The 20835-nt window shown below is 36.8% G+C and carries 18 protein-coding genes, 1 tRNA gene and 1 pseudogene; all 20 read right to left on the bottom strand.

All coding sequences use genetic code 11. The features are described 5' to 3' along the window. Positions 1–140: 140 nt before the first annotated feature. Entirely contained in the window at positions 141–866 is a 726-nt protein-coding gene (locus tag ENO17_03510; GenBank protein ID HER24102.1) for a DUF541 domain-containing protein, read from the bottom strand. A gap of 134 nt (positions 867–1000) precedes the next feature. Then, on the bottom strand, positions 1001–1558 hold the full coding sequence (locus ENO17_03505; protein HER24101.1) for a manganese efflux pump: 558 nt from the start codon (positions 1556–1558) through the stop codon (positions 1001–1003). Positions 1559–1686: 128 nt separating this feature from the next. After that, the gene (gene panB, locus ENO17_03500) at positions 1687–2541 is read right to left on the bottom strand and encodes a 3-methyl-2-oxobutanoate hydroxymethyltransferase (GenBank protein ID HER24100.1); all 855 of its coding nucleotides are present in this window, start codon (positions 2539–2541) and stop codon (positions 1687–1689) included. A gap of 114 nt (positions 2542–2655) precedes the next feature. Beyond that, on the bottom strand, positions 2656–3930 hold the full coding sequence (locus ENO17_03495) for a DUF2088 domain-containing protein (GenBank protein ID HER24099.1): 1275 nt from the start codon (positions 3928–3930) through the stop codon (positions 2656–2658). A 122-nt stretch (positions 3931–4052) separates the two neighbouring features. Further along, entirely contained in the window at positions 4053–5072 is a 1020-nt protein-coding gene (pdxA, locus tag ENO17_03490) for a 4-hydroxythreonine-4-phosphate dehydrogenase PdxA (GenBank protein ID HER24098.1), read from the bottom strand. A gap of 50 nt (positions 5073–5122) precedes the next feature. Continuing rightward, the gene (locus ENO17_03485) at positions 5123–6409 is read right to left on the bottom strand and encodes a four-carbon acid sugar kinase family protein (protein ID HER24097.1); all 1287 of its coding nucleotides are present in this window, start codon (positions 6407–6409) and stop codon (positions 5123–5125) included. A gap of 294 nt (positions 6410–6703) precedes the next feature. Then, positions 6704–8042: pseudogene (locus tag ENO17_03480) on the bottom strand (TRAP transporter large permease subunit). After that, positions 8035–8553, bottom strand: a complete 519-nt coding sequence (locus ENO17_03475; protein HER24096.1) for a TRAP transporter small permease subunit — start codon at positions 8551–8553, stop codon at positions 8035–8037. The pseudogene ENO17_03480 and the gene ENO17_03475 overlap by 8 nt, the downstream one beginning before the upstream one ends. 58 nt (positions 8554–8611) lie before the next feature. Beyond that, complete coding sequence (locus ENO17_03470; protein ID HER24095.1) at positions 8612–9652, bottom strand: hypothetical protein; 1041 nt, start codon at positions 9650–9652, stop codon at positions 8612–8614. Positions 9653–10068: 416 nt separating this feature from the next. After that, positions 10069–11619, bottom strand: coding sequence for a carbohydrate kinase (locus tag ENO17_03465; protein HER24094.1), 1551 nt, complete (start codon positions 11617–11619; stop codon positions 10069–10071). A 49-nt stretch (positions 11620–11668) separates the two neighbouring features. Continuing rightward, complete coding sequence (locus tag ENO17_03460) at positions 11669–12181, bottom strand: class II fructose-bisphosphate aldolase (GenBank protein ID HER24093.1); 513 nt, start codon at positions 12179–12181, stop codon at positions 11669–11671. Continuing rightward, entirely contained in the window at positions 12151–12516 is a 366-nt protein-coding gene (locus ENO17_03455; protein HER24092.1) for a class II fructose-bisphosphate aldolase, read from the bottom strand. Before ENO17_03455 ends, ENO17_03460 begins: the two co-directional genes overlap by 31 nt. Position 12517: 1 nt before the next feature. Further along, positions 12518–13603 (bottom strand): 3-phosphoglycerate dehydrogenase, encoded by a 1086-nt coding sequence (locus tag ENO17_03450; GenBank protein HER24091.1) that lies wholly within the window; start codon positions 13601–13603, stop codon positions 12518–12520. Between the two features lie 206 nt (positions 13604–13809). Continuing rightward, a complete protein-coding gene (locus ENO17_03445; GenBank protein ID HER24090.1) occupies positions 13810–14478 on the bottom strand; it encodes a hypothetical protein in 669 nt (222 codons plus the stop codon). A 344-nt stretch (positions 14479–14822) separates the two neighbouring features. Beyond that, complete coding sequence (locus tag ENO17_03440) at positions 14823–15569, bottom strand: SagB/ThcOx family dehydrogenase (GenBank protein HER24089.1); 747 nt, start codon at positions 15567–15569, stop codon at positions 14823–14825. Positions 15570–15672: 103 nt separating this feature from the next. Beyond that, the gene (locus ENO17_03435; protein HER24088.1) at positions 15673–16632 is read right to left on the bottom strand and encodes a chromosomal replication initiator DnaA; all 960 of its coding nucleotides are present in this window, start codon (positions 16630–16632) and stop codon (positions 15673–15675) included. Positions 16633–16735: 103 nt separating this feature from the next. Continuing rightward, positions 16736–16811 (bottom strand) — tRNA-Ala (locus ENO17_03430). Positions 16812–17441: 630 nt separating this feature from the next. Continuing rightward, positions 17442–18329: a ferredoxin gene (locus ENO17_03425; protein HER24087.1), complete on the bottom strand. Its 888-nt coding sequence runs from the start codon at positions 18327–18329 to the stop codon at positions 17442–17444. Positions 18330–18845: 516 nt separating this feature from the next. Further along, entirely contained in the window at positions 18846–19595 is a 750-nt protein-coding gene (locus ENO17_03420; protein HER24086.1) for a CPBP family intramembrane metalloprotease, read from the bottom strand. A 137-nt stretch (positions 19596–19732) separates the two neighbouring features. Further along, the gene (locus ENO17_03415) at positions 19733–20398 is read right to left on the bottom strand and encodes a hypothetical protein (GenBank protein ID HER24085.1); all 666 of its coding nucleotides are present in this window, start codon (positions 20396–20398) and stop codon (positions 19733–19735) included. Positions 20399–20835: the final 437 nt, after the last annotated feature.

Here is a 20835-nt window from a genome sequence, read left to right as displayed (position 1 = left end):
AGTTAAATATTTAAGAACGAGATTAATAGGGGTAGGCAGCCATTTTAATATATATAGATTACTATTCTTGGTGGGAGTAATATTCTAAAAAATAGGGTTCTATCCCCATCTTCTATATTTTTTACATTTTCCCAATAACTTTACTGAATTAAAAATTGAGCATGGACGGTCACGGTAATATCTTTCTTCCGGGAAGAAGTATTATACATCCCGTAACTTTCTACTTCAGTGGAATAGGGTTCGATGATTTGAAAAACACCTGCTTTGGCTGAAATCATACGTCCCGGATGATAGGGGCTATCCTGTAATATTTTTTCAGCCCGTTCCCTGGCATTTTGAGTGGCCTTAGTCAGCAGATCCTTTTTTAAGAGATCAATTTTAGAATAAAAATATTCTAAGGATGATGATTGGAAAAAGATATTATTTTCCAGCAGCTCGTTGGGATTGAGTGCCAGGTTTTCTATTTTTTCAATGACTTCTGAAATGATAAAAAGCGATTGTCGAAGGGTATAACCAACAATCTTTCCATCTTCCCAACGGTTCTGGGTGTAAATCGGGTTTATATTGATCCCCTCTTCGGGGATTCCCTGACTGCTTAAAATCTTTACAAAACGATCTCTTTTATCCTGAATTATACGGTAACCTTCCCCTACATTCGAGAGGTTGGTGTTTTCTTCGATAGTAATATTCCATTTGACAATATCAGACTCAAAGCGTTCGGCAGCTGCCCCGAGAACATCAACATAGTCCCGGGTTACCCTGCTCTGGTAAAAAAAGAATCCAAATATTATCGCTGCTATAATGATAGACAATCCTAATAATAAAAAGGGAATTTTAAGGTTTTGCATATGATCTTCTCTATTCATTTTTTTATTGCCTTTCTTTTTTAAATAATTCTTGAAAATCCTTTTGGAAATATTTCACACCTGTATATTATATATACGTTATCTGGTTAAAAAATCCTTCTTTTTTTCGCTAAAAAAAATAAAAATAATGCTTTTTAAGTCAGGTGTTCAATCAATATTTTTATTCCGATACCAATTAAGATAAAACCACCAACCATTTCAATTTTTCTTTCAAAATAATGCCTAAATTTATTACCGATGTACACCCCGATAACTGACAAAAAGAAGGTGATGGACCCAATGGTTATCACCGGTAAAATAATGGACACCTTTAAGAATGAGAGGGTTAGACCAATTGCCAATGCATCGATACTGGTGGCAATTGACAGGGTCAAGAGTAAATATACATTCAGTGGATTTATTTTGTCGTTTTTTGCCTCCATCTGGGATGATTCATAAATCATTTTACAGCCTATTATAGTAAGAAGGCCAAAGGCTATCCAATGATCAACATGGGATATAACTTCTCGAAAACTTAGCCCTGCCAGCCACCCGATGACCGGCATTATTGCCTGGAATAATCCAAAAAATATTCCGATCTTTAAAGCATTATTCAATTTTAACGATTTAATGGAAAACCCGCTGGTAATGGATACAGCGAAGGCATCCATAGCCAAACCAAATGCAATAAAAATAATGGTAATAATATTCATTTGTCTTCCTTGGTGTAGTTTAGATTATGGAATCAAATTGGCCGCCATATAACATCTTTACTCTCATCAGATTAGCCTAAAGAAAGTAAGTTAAATCTGAGTAGCTGACTCCACCTTATCTAATAAACTTATTCAAACTCTTTCAGCATCTTATCAAAGGATTCTTCTTCGCCCTTTTTAATATGATAGACATTATCCTCAGTAGGAAAGGCTCCGGTCTTTACATCCTTAATATATTCTTTAAAAGCAGCAGTTTCTATCTCAGCAAGATTGGCATATTTTTTTACAAATTTGGGTGTAAAGGTTTGGAATAAACCTAACATATCTCCACAGATTAATACCTGCCCATCACAGGGGCCCCCTGCTCCAATAGAGTAGACTGGAATAGATAGCTTTTTAGTGATAAAGACAGTTAATTCCGGAGGAACAGCCTCTAAGAGAAGGGCGTAACCACCCGCTTCCTGGATGGCTAAGGCATCCTTGATGAGTTCCCGGGCACTTTCTGCATCTCTACCCTGGGCTTTAAACCCACCTAACTGTCCTGAACTCTGAGGGGTTAGACCGATGTGTCCCATAACTAATATTCCGGCATCAGCTATCGCTTTTATCTTGCTATACACTCTCCTCCCTCCTTCTAATTTTACGGCATCCATATCCGCTTCTTTTAAGAAACGGCCGGCATTCCTGACTGCTTCCTCATCGGAAATTTGATAAGACATAAAGGGCATATCTCCGATACAAAAAGTATTGGGCGCTCCTCGCCTTACTGCCTGGCAATGAGAGATACAATCTTCCATGGTAACCGGGACTGTACCTTGATAGCCCAACACGACCATCCCCAGTGAATCACCGACCAAGATCATATCCATACCGGCTTGCTCCACAAAAAAGGCTGTAGGGAAATCATAAGCAGTTACCCAGGCTACCTGTTCTCCTTCTTTTTTCATTTTTATGAAATCTAAACGGGTCTTTTTTATAGCCATTCTTTGATTCCTCCTTTCTATTTTTATATTAGGAACAAAAATCGTTGACTGTCCTGATTGATTTAGAATATTTTTAATTATAGACCCTATTGGTGTTGTTAGTGTTCTTTTTTCTCAAATTCTAATTTTCATTTCTCCCTCATCCGTAAAAGATAGTTGTTCCCAATTTCCACACGATTTGATATTTTTATTATTCTTGATATCATTCCAAATGCTTTCTGAAACATAGAGATACTCAAGATCGAGTGTATTTTTCATTATTAGCAGTCTTACTTTGTTTCGATTCGGCTGCCAACAGGTTTTCAGTGCTATTTCCACAGCTTCTTTTTCTGTCTCTGCAGTAATCGGTATCTTGGCACGATTTAGAAAAGTACTGGTGATGGTATTTGCATAGGTAGTAATAAAATTAATTTTATTGACCAGCTTTCTGGTGGTGATATCCGAGAGGCCAACACCCAATGCATTACCATGAGATTGTTCAGTAATATCAAAAACAACCAATTTATTTATTCTTGGCTTACCTACTTCGCTTTCTCCATTAATATCTAACCTTCCGATAATATTGGTATCCAATCCGGTACCACTGATATTTTTACCCATTTCTTGTACCAGGCATACATCAATATTTTCGCATGGCAAAGAAGGGAAAACTTCTGCACATTTTCTCAGTAATTGAAGGTCATTGGTAATAATATGCTCCGGTGGACTGAATTGAACTTCCATTGTTTCATCATAACTATTCTCTACAATACCGATGCCTTGAATAATTGGCGCTTTCTCGATAATTAACTTTGCTGCTTGCGGGATAATATTTTTTAATCCATAGACACCCAAAGAATGGATTGATTCGGCACCATCCCTTTTCCCTAAGCCTATGACCAGTATTTTGGACATACCGCTTTCCATTATCTCGCTTTTGAAATCCGTATGCAATTTTACCCTATTTAAGGCAATGATTCCATTTAAGTTCATTGCTTCCTGACTGAAATAAACAGGAATTTCCTTTTCTATGGTTCCGATTTGGATTGTATCCATTGAAGACAAAATTGGAACACCCATTTTTTCTTCTGTAATGTCATAAGACTCCAATATTTCTTTCTGTCCCTGACTGGTTGCACCGCCATGACTACCCATAGCTGCCAAAATATACGGTCTGGCTTTCAATGCTTTTAATTCATGGATGATTTGCTGAACAATAGGTTGAAGGTTAGTTATCCCCCTGCTGCCGACAGTTATGCCGATTTTATCCCCGGGCTTAATACGATTTGGCAAATCAGAGTTTTTAAATGCCTGGTGAATATATCCGGGAATATCAGGGATACTATCCTGACAAAATATCTGTTTTACCTTTCTCATTTTAATAGATTCAATACCGGTAGATTGATTCATTTTGTTTTATTCCTCATGTTATAAATTATTTATAGTGTCCTTTCCAGATTAATATAAAATTCATTAAGTGCCCAGAATAGTGGTTGAACTATCGGGTGCTATTTTTCTATTTTCGAAAAAAATTAGTGAATAAAATCAATCGCCATTTGGATTGCTTCTACCATACTCTCTTCATTTGCTCTGCCTTCTCCAGCCTTCCCAAAAGCGACACCATGGTCCACAGAGGTTCGAATAATTGGTAATCCTATCGTTACATTAACACCACTCATACTTGACCATTTATTGGTTTTTCTATTATATTTAAATCCGGTAACTTTCATGGGTATATGACCCTGATCGTGATACATCACCACAGCAATATCGTATTGTCCCCCAATCACTTTAGAGAAAATCGTATCCGGGGGAATAGGACCTTCTACCCTTATACCCGTCTTCTGTGCTTGCTTTACTGCCGGTATAATTTCTTCAATTTCTTCTCTACCAAAGAGCCCTCCCTCTCCGGCATGAGGGTTTAATCCTGCTACGGCAATCTTTGGATCCTTGACGCCCAGGCTCTTCAAAGCTTGATCTGCTAAATGAATTACAGTTAACACCCGATCTTTTTTCACTAAATTACATGCCTCTCGTAATGATACATGGGTAGATACATGAATCACTTTTAAATGCTTATCTGCCAGCATCATAGCATAATCTTTTGCTTTTGTACGGGTGGCAAAGATTTCTGTATGACCGGCATGGGGTGAACCGGCTGCTTTGATGGATTCTTTGTGAATGGGACCAGTAACCACGGCATCTGCTTGCCCATCCATTGCTAAATCAATGCCACGATTAATATATTCCAATGACGCCTTTCCTGCTTTCTCACTTACTTTTCCGTAATCAAATTCATCTAATCTTATATTATCCAAGTCCAGTAAATCGATTGTGCCAAATTCTCCTCTTATTTCTTTCATGTTTTCGATAATATTTACCTTTAAATTGGACGGAATAAATTTGATGGCGTCATCGATAACTGACTTGCTCCCAATGACTACTGGTTTTGATCTTTTATAGATCTCCTTTTTACTTAAAGCCCTGACGGTAATTTCAGCTCCTATACCCGCAGGATCTCCTATAGTGATACAAATAATCGGCTTTTTCATTTGAGCAAATATATGGTCTTATCCATAAATAATAAACCATTCCTCCATTCTTAATCATTTTTTAATTTATCAATCAAAATACACAAGGTGTCTTCTTTACCAAATCCGCCTGCTTTAGTGATTATTTTTAAGGTAAGATTCTTGTAATTTGCAGTCGTCAAAGGAATACCCGGTAACAGTTCATCTAAAATATTCATACTATATATTTTCAGTTCTTCGCATACTCCTAATGCCACATCTCCCCCGGTTAGAATTAAATTTCTTGCTTTTGTATTTTTTATTATTTCAGAAGTAAGTTGACCAAACATTTTTTTAATTTCAATCTCCAGTTCTCTAAAACTAAAGTGATGCTTATCCATCAATTTATTATTAATAGATTGTCTCTCATTGTAAATGGCATCGGTGTATATCAGTAAATCCTGATCAGCATTAATTAATTCAATCGATTTAGCGGCATAATTCTCTAAAACCCTGTCTCGATCAGAAAAAATTTGCTCTAAATCTATTTTAATTTGAGCAAGATTTAGGTTATCTTTAAGATAATTTATCTGTTGGCTTACCACAGAATTCCTTGAACCTGCAATGACTATGACCGGACCTTTAGTATTTTCAATATTTACCTTCAACTTTTCAGGCTTATTATTATTTTTCGGAAAATGATTTGCTAAACCTGCGGACCCTGAAAATAAAACTGTTCCACTAAACTTGAAGCCACTACGAAAGATATCTCTTAGATGATTTTCTATGATGGAATCGATAACTATTATTCGATTACCCTTTTTACACAATTCATTTATTTTTGATAAAATAGCTTTTGGTCCTTTGGCAACATCTGATAGGTGAATTTGCCCAACCGAAAAGTCAGTTTGTTTTTTCATGATTGCAGGGATAAAGGAATTTTCTTCTTGCTTTAAATGGTTAGATGAATATTCGCTTGCACCAAGAGGTCTTTGATCAACCATGAGATAACTATCTATGGTCACCCTTTGATGGGAAGGGAAGCTGGGACTAAAAATACAAATATCTTTTTTTAAGAACTTCATTATTTCTTCAATTTCTACGCCAATATTACCTCGCAGTGTTGAGTCTACTTTTTTATACACAAAATCATCTTGGTCAATACTTAGTTTTTTCAGTATACTGTTTAATTTTTCTCGGGCAGGTTCACTTTCTAATTCTCGGGTCTCGGTATCCACCACAAAAACATCTATATTGTCAGGGATAACTACGGTTGGTTGGTTATTTACTATTGATACACTTGCATTATAGCCTTTTTTGGTAAATTTTACTCCGGTATCATTAGCACCGCTTAAGTCATCTGCTATGATATATTTCATTGATGCACCTTCAATAACACTTCAGAATTCAATTTATTTTGGGTAAAAGAATAGCTACCTAGTCATGGTTCTTATTGGAAAAAAAACGAAAATAGGCGAATTAAGGCAATAGATATAATTCCTAAAATATCTATTAACTATATCTATATTATCTAACTAAATAGGTTATTTTTAAAAAATTTGAAAGTTAAGAATGTGAGATTCGCTAATTATCTTCGGTTACATTTGAAAAATATAATTATTTTCCAAATGTAACCGAATTGATCAACTCGCTTCTAAATGAAAGTTATTATCTCACATAAGGCTTGGCAAAAATGTAATAATTTGTGGGAAAATACTGAAAACAATCAAACTCAGGGCAATAATAATAATAAACGGAACAACTCCCTTTATAATATGCTCCATTGTAACACCAAGTTCGGGTGGAGCAGTCCCCTTACAAACAAAAATTGACATGGCCATGGGAGGTGTCTGAAATGCCATCTGTAAATTGATGCAAATCATCAAGCCAGCCCACAGTGGATCAAATCCTAAAGCTACTATAATGGGTGATACTATTGGAACCATGATAAAGACAATGCCTATCCATTCGATAAACATCCCCAACACAAAAAGAATTAACATGATTACAAGGAAGGAACCCCACTTCCCACCAGGAACACTCATGATTAAATCGAATACAACATTACCGCAACCTGCGCTCATAAACACTCCCACATAAGCATAACAAATTCCTGCGATCAGAAGTACTAATGCACTCACTCTGAGTGTTTCCAACCCTGCCCGTTTAGCAACATCCCAAGTCATTTTCCGGTAGGCTACCGCCAAGATAACAGCAGCCAAACTTCCCATGGCAGCCGCTTCAGTGGGGGGAGCTATCCCCAGGAATATAGTGCCCAAAACCGCTAAAATGATGCCTAATGGAGGAAGTAAAGCTTTTAATAATCTTATCATTTTTGCTCCAAAAGGCAGCATCGACTTTTGGTCTTCCGGAACCGGTGGGCCTAATTTGGGATTTAAGTAACATCGAATTCCCACGTAAGCGCAATAGCAAGCTGATAGAAATAACCCGGGCAGAAAAGCACCCATAAACATCTGTCCGATAGAAATACCGGCTTGTGGTGCATATACAACCAGCATAATACTGGGAGGAATTAGTATTCCCAGCGTACCGGCGGCAACAACCGAACCTGAGGCTATAGATTTATCATATCCTCTGGTCACCATGGGAGCCAGTGCAATCATTGTCAACATGGAGACAGAAGCAGTAATTACCCCTAAACATGCCGCCAGGATCGTACCAAATAATATGGTAACAATAGCCAGTCCACCCCTGAATCCCCTCATACTATCATATAGTACCGTATAGAGTTCATCAATGATTCCGGTCATTTGCAGAATAACCGCCCATAAAGGTAAAAAGAGGAACAGCCAGGAACGGATAACTAAGTGTCATGCTATACATCCGACTGTATAAAATATGGTAGGTTATATCTCCCCCAAATAAAAGAAAGCCCATAATGAGTGCAACACTAGCTATGACAAAAGCGATAGGGAAACCGGTCATGACCAGGACAAGCACCCCACCTAACATCAAAGCAGTAATGACTTTTTCACTTAATATTTCAATCAAGGTGTTCACCTCTTGTTACAAAATATAGATCGCGGATAAACCTAGCTATGCCTTGAAGAAGTAATAACAATGATCCAAGAGCAAATACCGTTCTGAAGGGAGCAGCGGGAGGATACCAATAGGTAGCGATCATTGTCTCATGAATTCTCCATGCTTTCACTGCCCATTTGCTAGAAATCCATACCAGTACTATCATTAATGGAAAAAAGAATATTAGGGAACTGATTATATCCATTATCGCTCTATTCTTTTCGGAAAGGCGAGTGTAGAAAAGATCTACTCTTACATGGGAGTCAATCAAATAACAGTAGGACCATCCCATAATATAAACGGCTCCACCAGCCATACACAAGGTATCATATGCCCAAACGGTAGGCGCATTAAACCAATGTCTTAAAATCGTTTCATATGCGCCTACCAGGACAAGGAGCCAAGCAAGCCATCTTGCAGATAAACCAGCGTACTTACTCATCGTATCAATGCCTTTAAGGATTTTTCTTAAAAATATCATACTTCTTAACTCCTCGTAATTCTTAAATCAAATAAACAAACTTAACCACTAATGATTACTATAATCCAGCCTTTTCCCCATAGGCATTCATGGAGTCTAAAATCTCACCAAATATCGGGCTCTCTTTAGCGGCTTTTTCTTTATAAAATGCTACAGCTTCTTTTGAGAGGGCGTCTGATACTTCTTTGGGGAGATTGTATACCTCACATCCGGCATCTCTGAAATTTTGTATGGCATCCATATCATTATGGCTTTCAAAATTTTGCTGTTCCTGAGACCATCTTGCTAACACATTCTGCACCAATACTTTCAGATCATCAGGAAGTGCTTCCCAGGACTTTTTGTTAACAAACCAGACGTGGGGATCACTGGGAGCTCGGACAGGTGAAATAATGACATATTTAGCAATTTCATTAAAATGCATACTCCAATTGGTTGATAAACCTGCGTATTCAAAAGCATCAATGGTACCTCTCTGCATAGCCTCGTATAATTCACCACCAGGTAAAAATATGGGATTAGCACCCATTCTGGCCAGAATTTCACCGCCATCACCGGAAGTACGTATTTTTAGACCCTTCAAGTCAGCTACCGTTTCTATCTTCTTTTTGGAATGGAGGAATACTTCACCCGGTTCAGGAGATAAAAATCCAGGTAGCACCATGGCATTAGAACCCTCCATCATCTTGTTCATTAATTCCCATCCGCCACCATAATCAAACCATTGTGTTAAAATTTGTCCAGGCAGTCCACCTGGTCTGGAGCTGATTAAACCAGCTGCTGACCATTTATCCAGATTATACATGGGACAGGTATAGCACAGGTCTAAAACCCCATCAATAACTGCATCAAGTTCTTTTGTTTCCGGAACAACCGAACCACCGACAAACGCCTTGACTTCCAAACGCCCGCCACTTGCTTTGGTAATGTCTGCACAAGCCTTATCATGGTGAATCTGGGAATAATTAGATGCAGGACCAAAACTTGAAGACTTCCATACAATTTTCTCTTGTGCAGCAACAGAGAAAGATCCAACCATCAGTAAAACAACAATGAACATCGTAAAAAGCAAAAATTTTTGTTTTCTAAGTGATAACATTTTTTATTCTCCTCCTTATATTTTTAAAAATTTAATGGACTGTGTAACGAGAGATAACAAAACATTACACATCTTTTCTTTAACCCATAAGGTAATTTATATGGGTTCAGTATTTACTGTATAGATCACCTCCTCTTTTTTTGATTTTCCAGTCCTGTTTCACTGCTAAGTGTAGTAGAAAAAATAAAGCCACTTTAGTATTATTCTATTGTTATTATAGCTAATTATATTTATGGATTATGGAAAGCTTATCATCTTTTGAGGATTATGTTAATTAATTATTTCATGTTTCCACAATTTTTTCAATTTTTTTTGTAATATTTTAGGTAAAATAATTCAATAAGACCGATCAACTTGTTAAAAAATACTTTAACTTCTTTAGAATGTACCACTATTGCTTCATAAATTTTTTTGAATTATAGACTTTTTACCACTTCATTCAATTTATGATAGATCCCTGACTTTTCTATTGACTTATATAATTCATCATGAATAATAATTAAATCTTCATAGACTTTAGTATGGATATCAATGGGGTTCTTTTGACTTAGGTAATCTAATTTAGTCATGGAATCAACTGCTGTCACAATATTATTGTATAAGCCAATCTTTACTGCTGCAATAATTGCTGCTCCCAATGAAGAAGCATCTTCATAACCAGACTTAACCACTGGTCTGCCGTAAATATCAGCCTGGATCTGATTAAATATTTCGGAACGAGTCAATCCTCCACTAATCCTAACCTCTTTAATTGGTCCAACAAAACCTTCCATAATAACCATGTTTTTCCGGATTTCAAAAGCAATTCCTTCCAGAATTGCCCGAATAATGGAAGAACTTGTATGGCCTAATGATAATCCGAACAATATTCCCCGAGCTTCAGGATTCCAATAGGGAGCTGCTGAGGCAGCAAAATGAGGAATCAACAATAAGCCATTTGACCCTATAGGCTCCTTTTCTGCTTCCGAATTCATAAAACTATAAGCATCAGTTCTGAATTTTTTTTGTTCTTCGCTGCCTAAAAGCCAAAAATTATCTCTAAACCATCTATAAATTGAACCGGTAGTAAAAATGCCTGCTTCTAATACCCACTTGCCGGCAACGGAAGAAGCACTGCAAATCAGACGTTGATTTTTGTCTTTGAATGGTTTATTGCTATTCGTTAAAACAAAAGAACCCGTTCCTGTATTGGCTTCTACCAATCCGTCCTTTACCACCCCTAATCCAATGGCGGCACATTGCTGGTCTCCTCCGGCAGCAATCACAGGAATACCTTCGGGCAAACCAAGCTTATCGGCAGCTGAACGATTTAAAACACCAATAACAGAACCCGGAGGAACAGCTTCCGGTAACTTATCCAATGCGATGCCGACACTTTTTATTAAGTCTTCTTCCCACTTAAATCGGTCAATATTAAAAAGCATGGTTCTTGATGCCTGTGTCCAATCTGTCTTAAAGATACCGGTCAAGTAATGAATAATGAAATCCTGGACTGTAAGAAATTTAAAGGTTTTACCATAGATTTCTCTTCTATTCTTTTTAAACCATAACAATTTTGGCAAAGTAAAATAGGGATCAATCCTTAAACCGGTGATAGTATAAATTTCTTTTGAACCATAGATGTTTTTCAGATGCTCTGTTTCTTCTATTGCCCTTTTATCTTGCCATAATATAGCATTATCTATGGGATCTCCATCTTTATCAACAGGAATCACGGTAGCTCTTTGTGAAGTAACCGCAATAGCAGAGAAATTTTTATGGGTTTCTTTTAATTTACTGATTGCTTCTTTGACTGTACTTTGAGCTGCTTCCAGCCATGTTTTTGGATCATGATCAATCCATCTTGAGGATAAATAGATACTGTTATATTCTTGATAAGAATGGGATAAGGGGTCTCCAAGTTCATTAAAAATAACCGTACGGCAGCCTGTTGTTCCCAGATCAATACTTATAATCAGCTGATTCATTATAACCTCTTAAATCAATATCGGAAATAAAGCCATATTCCATTTTTTTCTAATACTTTACCGCTTTTCCACACAAAAACAATTTCATTTTTTCCTGGATTACACCTATCATGGGTTCTTTAATAGCCTCGGATAGAAGGGAAAAATGTCCTGAAAATCCTTTTTTAAATATGCTTTCCAATTCTTTTACAGCTGCATTAGAGATCTCCGTATTGATATTAATTTTAGCGATCCCTTCCTTAATTGCCAGCACCAGGTCTTTTTCAGTATTTCCAGAACCTCCGTGTAAGACCAGGGGAACGGAAACAACTTTAGCAATCTCTTTCAACCGATTGTGATATATCTTCGGTTCCCCAATATAATTTCCATGAATCGTACCAACAGCAATAGCTAAGGCATCGCAATCGGTTTTTTCAACAAACTCTTTGGCTTCTTCTGGCCTGGTTAATTGATGCTCAGAAACCGCTTGTCCGGTATCTTCAGCAGGTATATATCCCAATTCTGCTTCTAATGTTACGTTAGCGGCATGGGCTATGTTAACGATTGCTGCAGTTTTTTCGATATTCTCGCTCTTTTTAAACCTGAACCGTCATACATCACCGAGGTAAAACCTGCCTGGATAGCCTTAATAATCAAATCCTCTGATTTACAATGATCCAGGTGCAGTACCATCGGAATTTTCGTTCTATTTGCTAAACTATGGACACACTTTGCAATTAACTGAATATCAGTTATATGGCTAACCTTTTCGCCGAAAGCAATAATAACAGGAAGATCCAATGAAGTAGCTGCCTCGAATATCGCCTGCACGGTTTCCAGATTGTGCACATTAAATGAACCAATGGCATAGCCCCTTTCTCTGGCCGGGATTAAAACATCATTTAAATTGGCTAACATTCTATGCTCGCCTCACTTTTTCCAGCCATTTCTGGACTTCAATCTTTTCTAAAACTTCAGGATTGACAATAAACCGGGGATGGTTATCTTCCAACAATCGATTGATATCTTGAACAAGTAAAAAGGGAGACTTAGTCAGGGCTTCTGTTGTTGTTCCGGCAATGTGAGAAGTCAGGGTAACATTATCAAGCGTTAACCAGCGGCTATTCTTGGTAATTGGCTCCTGCCAGAATACATCTAAGGCTGCACCGGCAATTTTTTGCCCCTTTAATGATTCAAATAGGGCATCTTCTTGAATGAGACCGGCACGTGCCGTATTGATAAGATAGGCTGACTTTTTCATGCATGAAAGCTCCTTCTCCCCCAGCAAATCCTTGTTCTCCTGACTTAAACGAGCATGTAAGGAAATAAAATCTGAATTTTTTAATAAATCTTCCAGGCTCACTCTCTTCGCCTGATATTTCTGGATGTCATCATCATTAACATAGGGATCGAATACCAAAAGATTGATTCTAAAACCACTTAATTTTTGAGCAACGAGTTGACCTATAAAACCAAAACCAATTAAACCAACCGTCTTACCTTGTAACTCAGGTATCATGTCAGAATTAAAAAAATTTTTTCGCCAGATACCGTTCTTTACAGCAGTATGACTGCGAGCAATATTACGCGCTTCTGCCAGAATTAAACCAATTGTATAATCGGAAACCGCCTGAGCGTTACGACCTTGTATATTGTGAACCACTATTCCCTTTTTTGTGGCATAATCAACATCAATATTCTCCAATCCTGCCCTGGAGGCACCAATCAGCTTAAGTTCAGGCAAAGTTTCAATGGCCTCTTGCGATACCGGACAAAATAAAACCAACAATATTTCGATATCTTTACTGGCATTTGCTATCTGTGGGACTACTTTTTCAGCAGATGGCCCCTGTTTTTCAATCACTAATCTTCTATCCTGTAATTTATTCCAATCTGTTTCCCAATCATCCATTTCAATATAGTTTGGTTTTACCTGCAACTCTTTTGCTGCTTTAGCAATGTTCTTTCCGGGTATCATGGTATCACCGATACATAAGACTTTCATTAACATCCTCCTTTTGAGAAAAAAAGAAAATCACTCTCTTAATTATTGTAAAGATTTTATTAAACACACAATAAACATAATACATGATCACAAGCTAACGGATTATTAAAAGTTTAGATATAAAACATAAGCAATTTAGAGTCGCAATCCACTCTATATATATTATATACATTGTTATATGTATGCACTATATATTATACTTTTCTTTATGGCTGCTCATGCCAATACATAAACTCTTCTGGCTTTTTTTTGAGGCTGCGGTAAGTATTCAATTTTGCCTTTTGATCAGGGTAGCCCATTGATATGCAAACTACCAGTTTTTGGTCTTTTGCGATGTTAAGAAATCTTTTAATTTCGTCTGCATATCCGGTAACTGAAGCCTGGATACAACTACCCACACCAAGAGTATGTGCAGCCAAAATCAGGTTTTGAGTAAATAAACCCATATCAAACAGAGACCATTCCCCAAGTGATCCGTCCATAAAGAGAAATACAGCACAGGGGGCACCGTAAAATTCGAAGTTCATCAATCTGAGTGTTTCTCTTCCTTCCCTATCACTTCGCTCTATTCCAAGGGTATTTAACTTACGAGCTCCGTATTCCCTGCTGCGTTGTTCTATTTGCGAAGGCCAGCTTGTTGGCAATGGAATATCGGGGCTGCTTGGAGCCTTAGTTTTCGCCAGTTTCAATAGTTCCCGGCTAATCTCATCCCTTTTTTCGCCACTTACCACAACCATTTCCCAAGGTTGGGTATTTGTATAGGAAGGGCTGTTACTTGCTGCATCGACTATCCTTTGCATAACATCTTTGGTGATTGGCTTGGATTTAAAAGCACGAACACAATGTCTCGTTTTAATACTTTCATAGGCTTCCATTAAAAAAACCTCCTTTTAGAGGATAAACGAGAAAGAAGTGAACTCGGTTTTCCTTTTAATGTTTTGAAGTATAGCAATATTTGACATCTTAAGTCAAATAATTTTGGATTTGGATCTTCGAAGGGCAGGGGGACATTTCGTTAGTTATATTTTATCCACTCTTTCTATAATACTTCTTCAGGTTTATTTTTTATTCAATAATTCTCGCAATTCCCCATCGTAATATTTTTTTATCTTTTTCATTTATAAAATTATCTTTATAAGATAAAAAATTTATAGGTTGTCCGTTAAAATTTCCGGATTATTAAGCCGATACAACCTCTTTATTTCATTTATTAGATCTTCTATTGAACTTTCCCAACAGATGCCATATAAATGGTAAATTCCTCAACACCATCAATTCCAAGAATTTTATCGACAAATTCTTGATCATATTTGGCAATGGCACAAGTCCCGGCAGCGATGGCTTCACAAGCCAGGTAGAGGTTTTGGCAAACATGGCCGGCATCCAGAGCTATCAATTTGTAAGATGCTCTGTCGTATCGCCATTCCATACGTGCCGGTAGGGAGGTCCAAATGAAGGTCACTGCGCTTTTACCGGCAAATGATTGATCAAGGGTGGCTTGGATTAACAAACCCTCAAGGTCTTGGTATTTCACCACTTCTACCAGTTGATGACTCAGCGGTAGATAACGATAAATCGCCTTGGGAATCCCCTCAATCCTGAAAACTGCAATATAAGTTTCCAGAGCATGTCTGCATCCCGCCGAAGGCACGGTTCTATAATTTCTAACTGCAGACCTTTTTCCTCGAAGACCTTGGGTTGCCCATAGAAGAAAAGAAAGTTCTTCGAGTTTTATAGTATCTTCGGTGTAAGATCTTCTCGATTTCCTTCTGGTAATCGCAGTCTTAACACTTACTTCATGGATTGATTGCCAATCTTCCGGTTTTATAAGATCTATGGTCCTATCTTCAGGATTATAGGGTTTTTCTGCAGGTAGCGGTTTGATGCCTTTGCTCTGGTCTGTGGTTGAAAAATCAATCGTTTTCCAATAATTGCTTTTAAGAAAATCTCTAAATTTTTCCGACATAGTAATACCCTCTTTCAATCTTAATTTAAAATCTTAGTAACACCTACGCTCATTCTTATCGATTATAGAGTGAGTCAAGGGGTCAGGTCTCAACATTTGACATTCATTCTTTTTTCAAAGCAGAAATAACCTTTTCTTTTGTTCGCTCTAAATCCCTATCCTCTTTGAATTTATTTTCAAATCTTTTCACTGCCTGGGAAACAGCCGAATAATCCATATCAAACAATTGTCCGATCTGGGTGAGTTTAAGGGGAGTGAACTTTTTGATCAAATATAGGGCTAAGGATCGATACCTATTACCTCTTTCCTTGCTCATTAATCTATTTTGATCTAGGTGTGTTACGTCACATACCTTTTCGATAATTTCTGGAGCAGAATATAAGGGCAGGGAACGTGTTACCGGAATTTCTCTGGATAGTCCCTTCTTGGCAATTCGTGATTTAAGGAGTTTTATAAAATGATCATCTCCCAAAGCTATATTATGATAGGATTGTTTTAATGGATCTTCCATGGACTGATTCTGCCAGAGATATTCCTTATATTTTTTGGTTGATAAGGTAGCATCGGCAGAAAAGTAATGCAAAACCAGGGATGGATCGAGATTGACCATCTGAGACTTCCGCAGACCAAGGTAATCCAGATAACTGCTCCAGGGATAGTCTTCCAGTTTACTCACTATCCCTGCTCGGATAGGGTTTAAATGCATATAGGCAGAAAGGATGAGTGCATAACTATCTGCATCTACCAGGATGGATTTAAAACGACCCTGAAAAAGAGAACCAATCATTTGATAGCGACTGCCAAACCAATTGGCATAAGAAGTATTCAGATAGTGCAAGGCCTGGGAAAGATTGGGTTTGGCCGTCTTAATAAATAGATGATAGTGATTATCCATCAGACAATAGGCGTAACAGGTAATGCCATACTTGGTGAATGTTTCATCTGATTTTCGGATAAAGGTATTTTTATCTTTATCATCGAAAAAGATATTCTCTCTGCGTTGACCCCGGGAGGTAATATGATATAAGGCATTTTCATAGGCGATGCGTAATGGTCTAGACATGGGTAAATATTAGCATCTGGAATGAGTTATGTCAAATGTTGAGACCTGACCCCTATTGTAGACCCGCCACTGCCGACCCCCTATCTGTTTCTTTATTTATAAATGGTGGAGATAGGGGGATTCGAACCCCCGACCTCTGCGATGCGAACGCAGCGCTCTCCCAACTGAGCTATACCCCCATATTTTGCACTAACTACTCAACAAACCTATCAGCGCGCCATGCGGCAATTTATTAGCCGCCTAATCTATCTTTCTAATAACCCTACTCATCTGAAATACAAATCTATGCACTTTATTCTACTATACCTTAAGAGATATTACCATACTGATTACGAATTCCGATTATAATAAATAGGGACACATCCTATTTTTTCTGTGGTTTAATTTTCTATTTTATGAGGTCTTTCCTTAGGATGTCTGTCTATGGTAATACCTAAAACATCAACCATCTAGGCAAGAAGCTCCTCAGATCCTATAGGTTGTCCGCTAAAGGTTACCGAATTATTGACCTGGCACACCTTCTGTATTTATCTAATTTAAAAGTAAAATATTTATTATCTAAGACAATGGGATGTGTCCCTATTTAATTTTAATTAATAATATAAAAAAGCTATTTAATGTATTTTTAATAATAATATACTGCTATAGAAGATCTTCGAAACTACTATCACTCAAAATATTTTTATGGAAAAATTGAAAATTAAGCTTATGATAAAGATGTTTTAATAAACTTCTCTTTGTGGTTAGGAATCCTTTGTTTTCCTCAGGTGGAGAAATGGTGTATGAAATAAATGAAGAAAACTTATAACTCAAGGCTTAACCCTATTGAATTCTTTTCTTGGATTTTTTTGTACAGCAATATCCCTTGCGGTAATTCCCGGATAGTAATATCTTCCATCCTTGCGAGTATAATTTTTAACAAGAATTGACTGTTCGGGACAAAAGTTAAAACAGGCATAGCAGTAGTAACACCTGACATCATCTTGCCATAGCGGTTTACCATTATTCAATTTAATTTTTTTAGATGGACATACACTTTCACATAATCCGCAACCTGTACATGTTGAATCAAAATAAAATCCTATTTTGGCATTAATACGTTCAATATACCATTGCAAGGGTAATTGTAAGAATTTATTAATAAATCTTGTTAAAGCATTTGTGGGTTTTGGGCTATCTTGATCAGTATTCTTTTTTTTATTGATAATCGCTTTGACAATTATATTTAATTTTTTTTGTACATTTTCTTCCAGGACTAAAATGTTCTTTTCTGTTATGGTACTTGCCCAGTTTTGTGCAATCATAAAGGATGGTTGCAATCCTTTGGGGCTATTGGAAGCCATTTTTAAAGTATAATAAAAATCTAATTCCTTGCCTCTTTTTGCCAGCAGCCTTTCCAGGTATAGTTCCACTTTCCCAGGATAACCACAATTGGTTGTTACAGTAAAAAGGAACTGCTCGGGCTTAAAATGAATTTTCCTAATAAATTCCCTAACAGGGACAGGGGTTGAGCTAAGGTAGATCGGAAATACAAGACCTATAATATCTCCCTTCAATTCAATGGCTTCTTCATTTAAAAGACTCAATATCGGCATTAGGGTAGTGTTAGGAATACGCTTTTGAATTTCCTGGGCTACATGTAATGAATTACCGGTTCCGGAGAAATAATAAATTTCTATTTTATCCATATACATCACCTTTTACCTTTTTCCTTCACAGAAAAATTATTTTAAATAATACTTATTTCTATTACTTCTGGCTATGATAGGATAGACGGCATTCTCGAAATTGATTCTCAGTGGTCTGGTCATAGGATAATTCTAGGGTATTGTGGTTTGAATGTAAAATGTGAAGACCAGACACCCATTATTGCTCTATGAATTATGTCAAAGGATCTTACCTTGTCACGCATTTATGCGTTTATTAAATATCATATTTTTTAAAAAAGTATTTTTTAGTGAGCTCAACTGTTGTAAAATAAGAAACCAGTATCAAAGCTATTAAAACTACAACGTTTAAAGGCATTTTTACAAATTAGAAAAATCTATTAGCAAACAGCGTATTTATGAGTATTACTGTCATTAAACCCGTAAATACTGAGGTTACCAATAACAACCTGCTGGGCATGCGCTTAAAATGGAGGAATACAAGGGACAGACACCTATTTAAAATCCTATCACTCTTATTAATGAGAATTAAATATTCAGTCTATCCTATTTTATGTTATTTTTGGTTGAATATTTCCATAGAATAAGAATAATTACAAACATAACTATTAAAACTTCTATAAACCCTACTGAAGCTATCAAGGGAAGCGGAAGATCCTCTTTGGAAATGGTTATTAATTGACCGAAGGGTTGAAAAATTGGCCATAGGATAAAAATATTCCTGCTTAAAACAAATAGTGTTGCAAACATAATGCCTATATAAAATAAAAAGAGCATTTCACTAAATCCCATACCGTAACCTATGTGATAAGCTGCATATAAAAGTGATCCCAAGATTACTGCCGGTATCGTACCAAAGGAGTCTTCTAGGTTAGTCAAAATCCAACCTCTCCAAAAAACAGCCTCAAAAAAACCAATGGCCAGTACCAGGGTGATAAGTGGAAAAAGCTCTGAAAATTCTTTACCTAATAGAATATCAATCTTGTTGTAATATAGAATGATGGCGAGTAAGATTTGGGCAGCGATACTTATTTTAAGATTCTTCTTGGTAATTCCCAGCTTATCGAGGCTTTCTCTTTTTTTAATTAAGGTCCAATAAGCAGGCAAACTAATACCAAAAATTGTCGCTCCAATGACTGCATAGAATAAAAAATATAAAAGACCTCTCTGGGAGGTAATTAGGTAGGTAGCAATCGAAAGTGAGCCAACCACCAAAAGCCAAGAAAACAAGGCAATGACCAGATCTTTTTTGGGATTGAATTTTACGGGTGTATAGATACTCTTTAAATAATTCATTAAAGGCCTCCTGTTACAAATTAAATGCTCTATTTTTTAAAAATTAATATAAAGTGGAAAAAATTTCAGATTAATTACCACTACCTCTAATTTAATAGTCATGCTTAAGCCTTTATGTGAAGTTTGAATCCACTTATCTACCTATGTGGCGGTAGTTGAATGGTCGTCTCCGGACCTCGAATTACTGCCACAATGTGCATGGCAGCATGGCTTAGAACGGCTCCCAACGGGTTTACACTAATAATAAAGGCAAGCGTAATAAGCATATTGCCGAAAAGCACTAAACCTACACGTCGATTTCGGAATTCCGCATAGCCCAAGTGGTATGCCAGAGTAACCAACAGACTGGCAACCAGACCAAGAGCACCAATGCCAATCTTACCTGGCCATGTAGTTACTCCTCCGATTAAAGGGGCAGATAACCAAACTACAAGAACCGGCATCACATTAAGAAACAACGCATCAATAATTCCGTAAACCAAACCTATCCAAACAATATCAAGTACAAAATTCCATCCTTTAGATTGCCGTGAAGCCGGCTGGGAAAACACATTTTTTACCAGTAATAATCCGATAATCACTCCACTGATAACGCCCCATAGCCAGTTATGAGAAAAAAGAGCTCCTAAATCGAACTTGCTGATATTGATAAATTCAAAGAGAAATGCGCTAATGAGTATAACGTAAGGGATCAGAAATACACGCCGTGAAAGCTTAATGCTATTTGAAAATATAGCACTAATGCAGAAACCTAGAAAACTAGCAGTAATCACCCATATTGCAGTGATAACAAGTCCATTCATAATTTTACCTCTTTTGGCCTACCTTATATGAAATATATTAATTAAAGCAACATTATATTGCAATAAAAAAGTTCGGATCAATACAGTTACAATATTGAAGAATCTTTATTATTTAATTTACTAGAATATCTCATCAAAGTCAAAAGATTTATAAGAAAAAGTAAAATAATTTTACTGCTTTATCTTTTTATGGAAAGCATAGTTCTTGATAAGGGGATGTTTTAGTGTTAAATAGGAACACCTATTTATTGACTTTCTTCTTAGGTCTTACTTTCGATTTTAACCTAATATTAAATTAAGTAAATAATTTCAGCATTTTTGATATAATCCCCCATTTAGAATATAATAATCATTAGAAGTTCTGGGATTAGATTTCGCAATTTCACCTTTCTATATTCTAGATTTTGTGAACACATGCAGATCCCAATTTTTCTTCC

It is taken from the genome of Candidatus Atribacteria bacterium, assembly GCA_011056645.1.
GTDB lineage: Bacteria > Atribacterota > Phoenicimicrobiia > Phoenicimicrobiales > Phoenicimicrobiaceae > Sediminicultor > Sediminicultor quartus.
Note: the sequence above shows the minus strand (reverse complement) of the source record. Positions and strands in the feature narration are given on the sequence as shown.

Coding starts and splice junctions, on each gene's coding strand:
- ENO17_03470 (HER24095.1), bottom strand. CDS start 9,652: ATGTTATCACTTAGAAAACAAAAATTTTTGCTTTTTACGATGTTCATT.
- ENO17_03505 (HER24101.1), bottom strand. CDS start 1,558: ATGAATATTATTACCATTATTTTTATTGCATTTGGTTTGGCTATGGAT.
- ENO17_03510 (HER24102.1), bottom strand. CDS start 866: ATGAATAGAGAAGATCATATGCAAAACCTTAAAATTCCCTTTTTATTA.
- pdxA (HER24098.1), bottom strand. CDS start 5,072: ATGAAAAAGCCGATTATTTGTATCACTATAGGAGATCCTGCGGGTATA.
- ENO17_03435 (HER24088.1), bottom strand. CDS start 16,632: ATGTCTAGACCATTACGCATCGCCTATGAAAATGCCTTATATCATATT.
- ENO17_03445 (HER24090.1), bottom strand. CDS start 14,478: ATGGAAGCCTATGAAAGTATTAAAACGAGACATTGTGTTCGTGCTTTT.
- ENO17_03495 (HER24099.1), bottom strand. CDS start 3,930: ATGAATCAATCTACCGGTATTGAATCTATTAAAATGAGAAAGGTAAAA.
- ENO17_03465 (HER24094.1), bottom strand. CDS start 11,619: ATGAATCAGCTGATTATAAGTATTGATCTGGGAACAACAGGCTGCCGT.
- ENO17_03420 (HER24086.1), bottom strand. CDS start 19,595: ATGAATTATTTAAAGAGTATCTATACACCCGTAAAATTCAATCCCAAA.
- ENO17_03485 (HER24097.1), bottom strand. CDS start 6,409: ATGAAATATATCATAGCAGATGACTTAAGCGGTGCTAATGATACCGGA.
- ENO17_03455 (HER24092.1), bottom strand. CDS start 12,516: ATGTTAGCCAATTTAAATGATGTTTTAATCCCGGCCAGAGAAAGGGGC.
- ENO17_03440 (HER24089.1), bottom strand. CDS start 15,569: ATGTCGGAAAAATTTAGAGATTTTCTTAAAAGCAATTATTGGAAAACG.
- panB (HER24100.1), bottom strand. CDS start 2,541: ATGGCTATAAAAAAGACCCGTTTAGATTTCATAAAAATGAAAAAAGAA.
- ENO17_03475 (HER24096.1), bottom strand. CDS start 8,553: ATGATATTTTTAAGAAAAATCCTTAAAGGCATTGATACGATGAGTAAG.
- ENO17_03450 (HER24091.1), bottom strand. CDS start 13,603: ATGAAAGTCTTATGTATCGGTGATACCATGATACCCGGAAAGAACATT.
- ENO17_03415 (HER24085.1), bottom strand. CDS start 20,398: ATGAATGGACTTGTTATCACTGCAATATGGGTGATTACTGCTAGTTTT.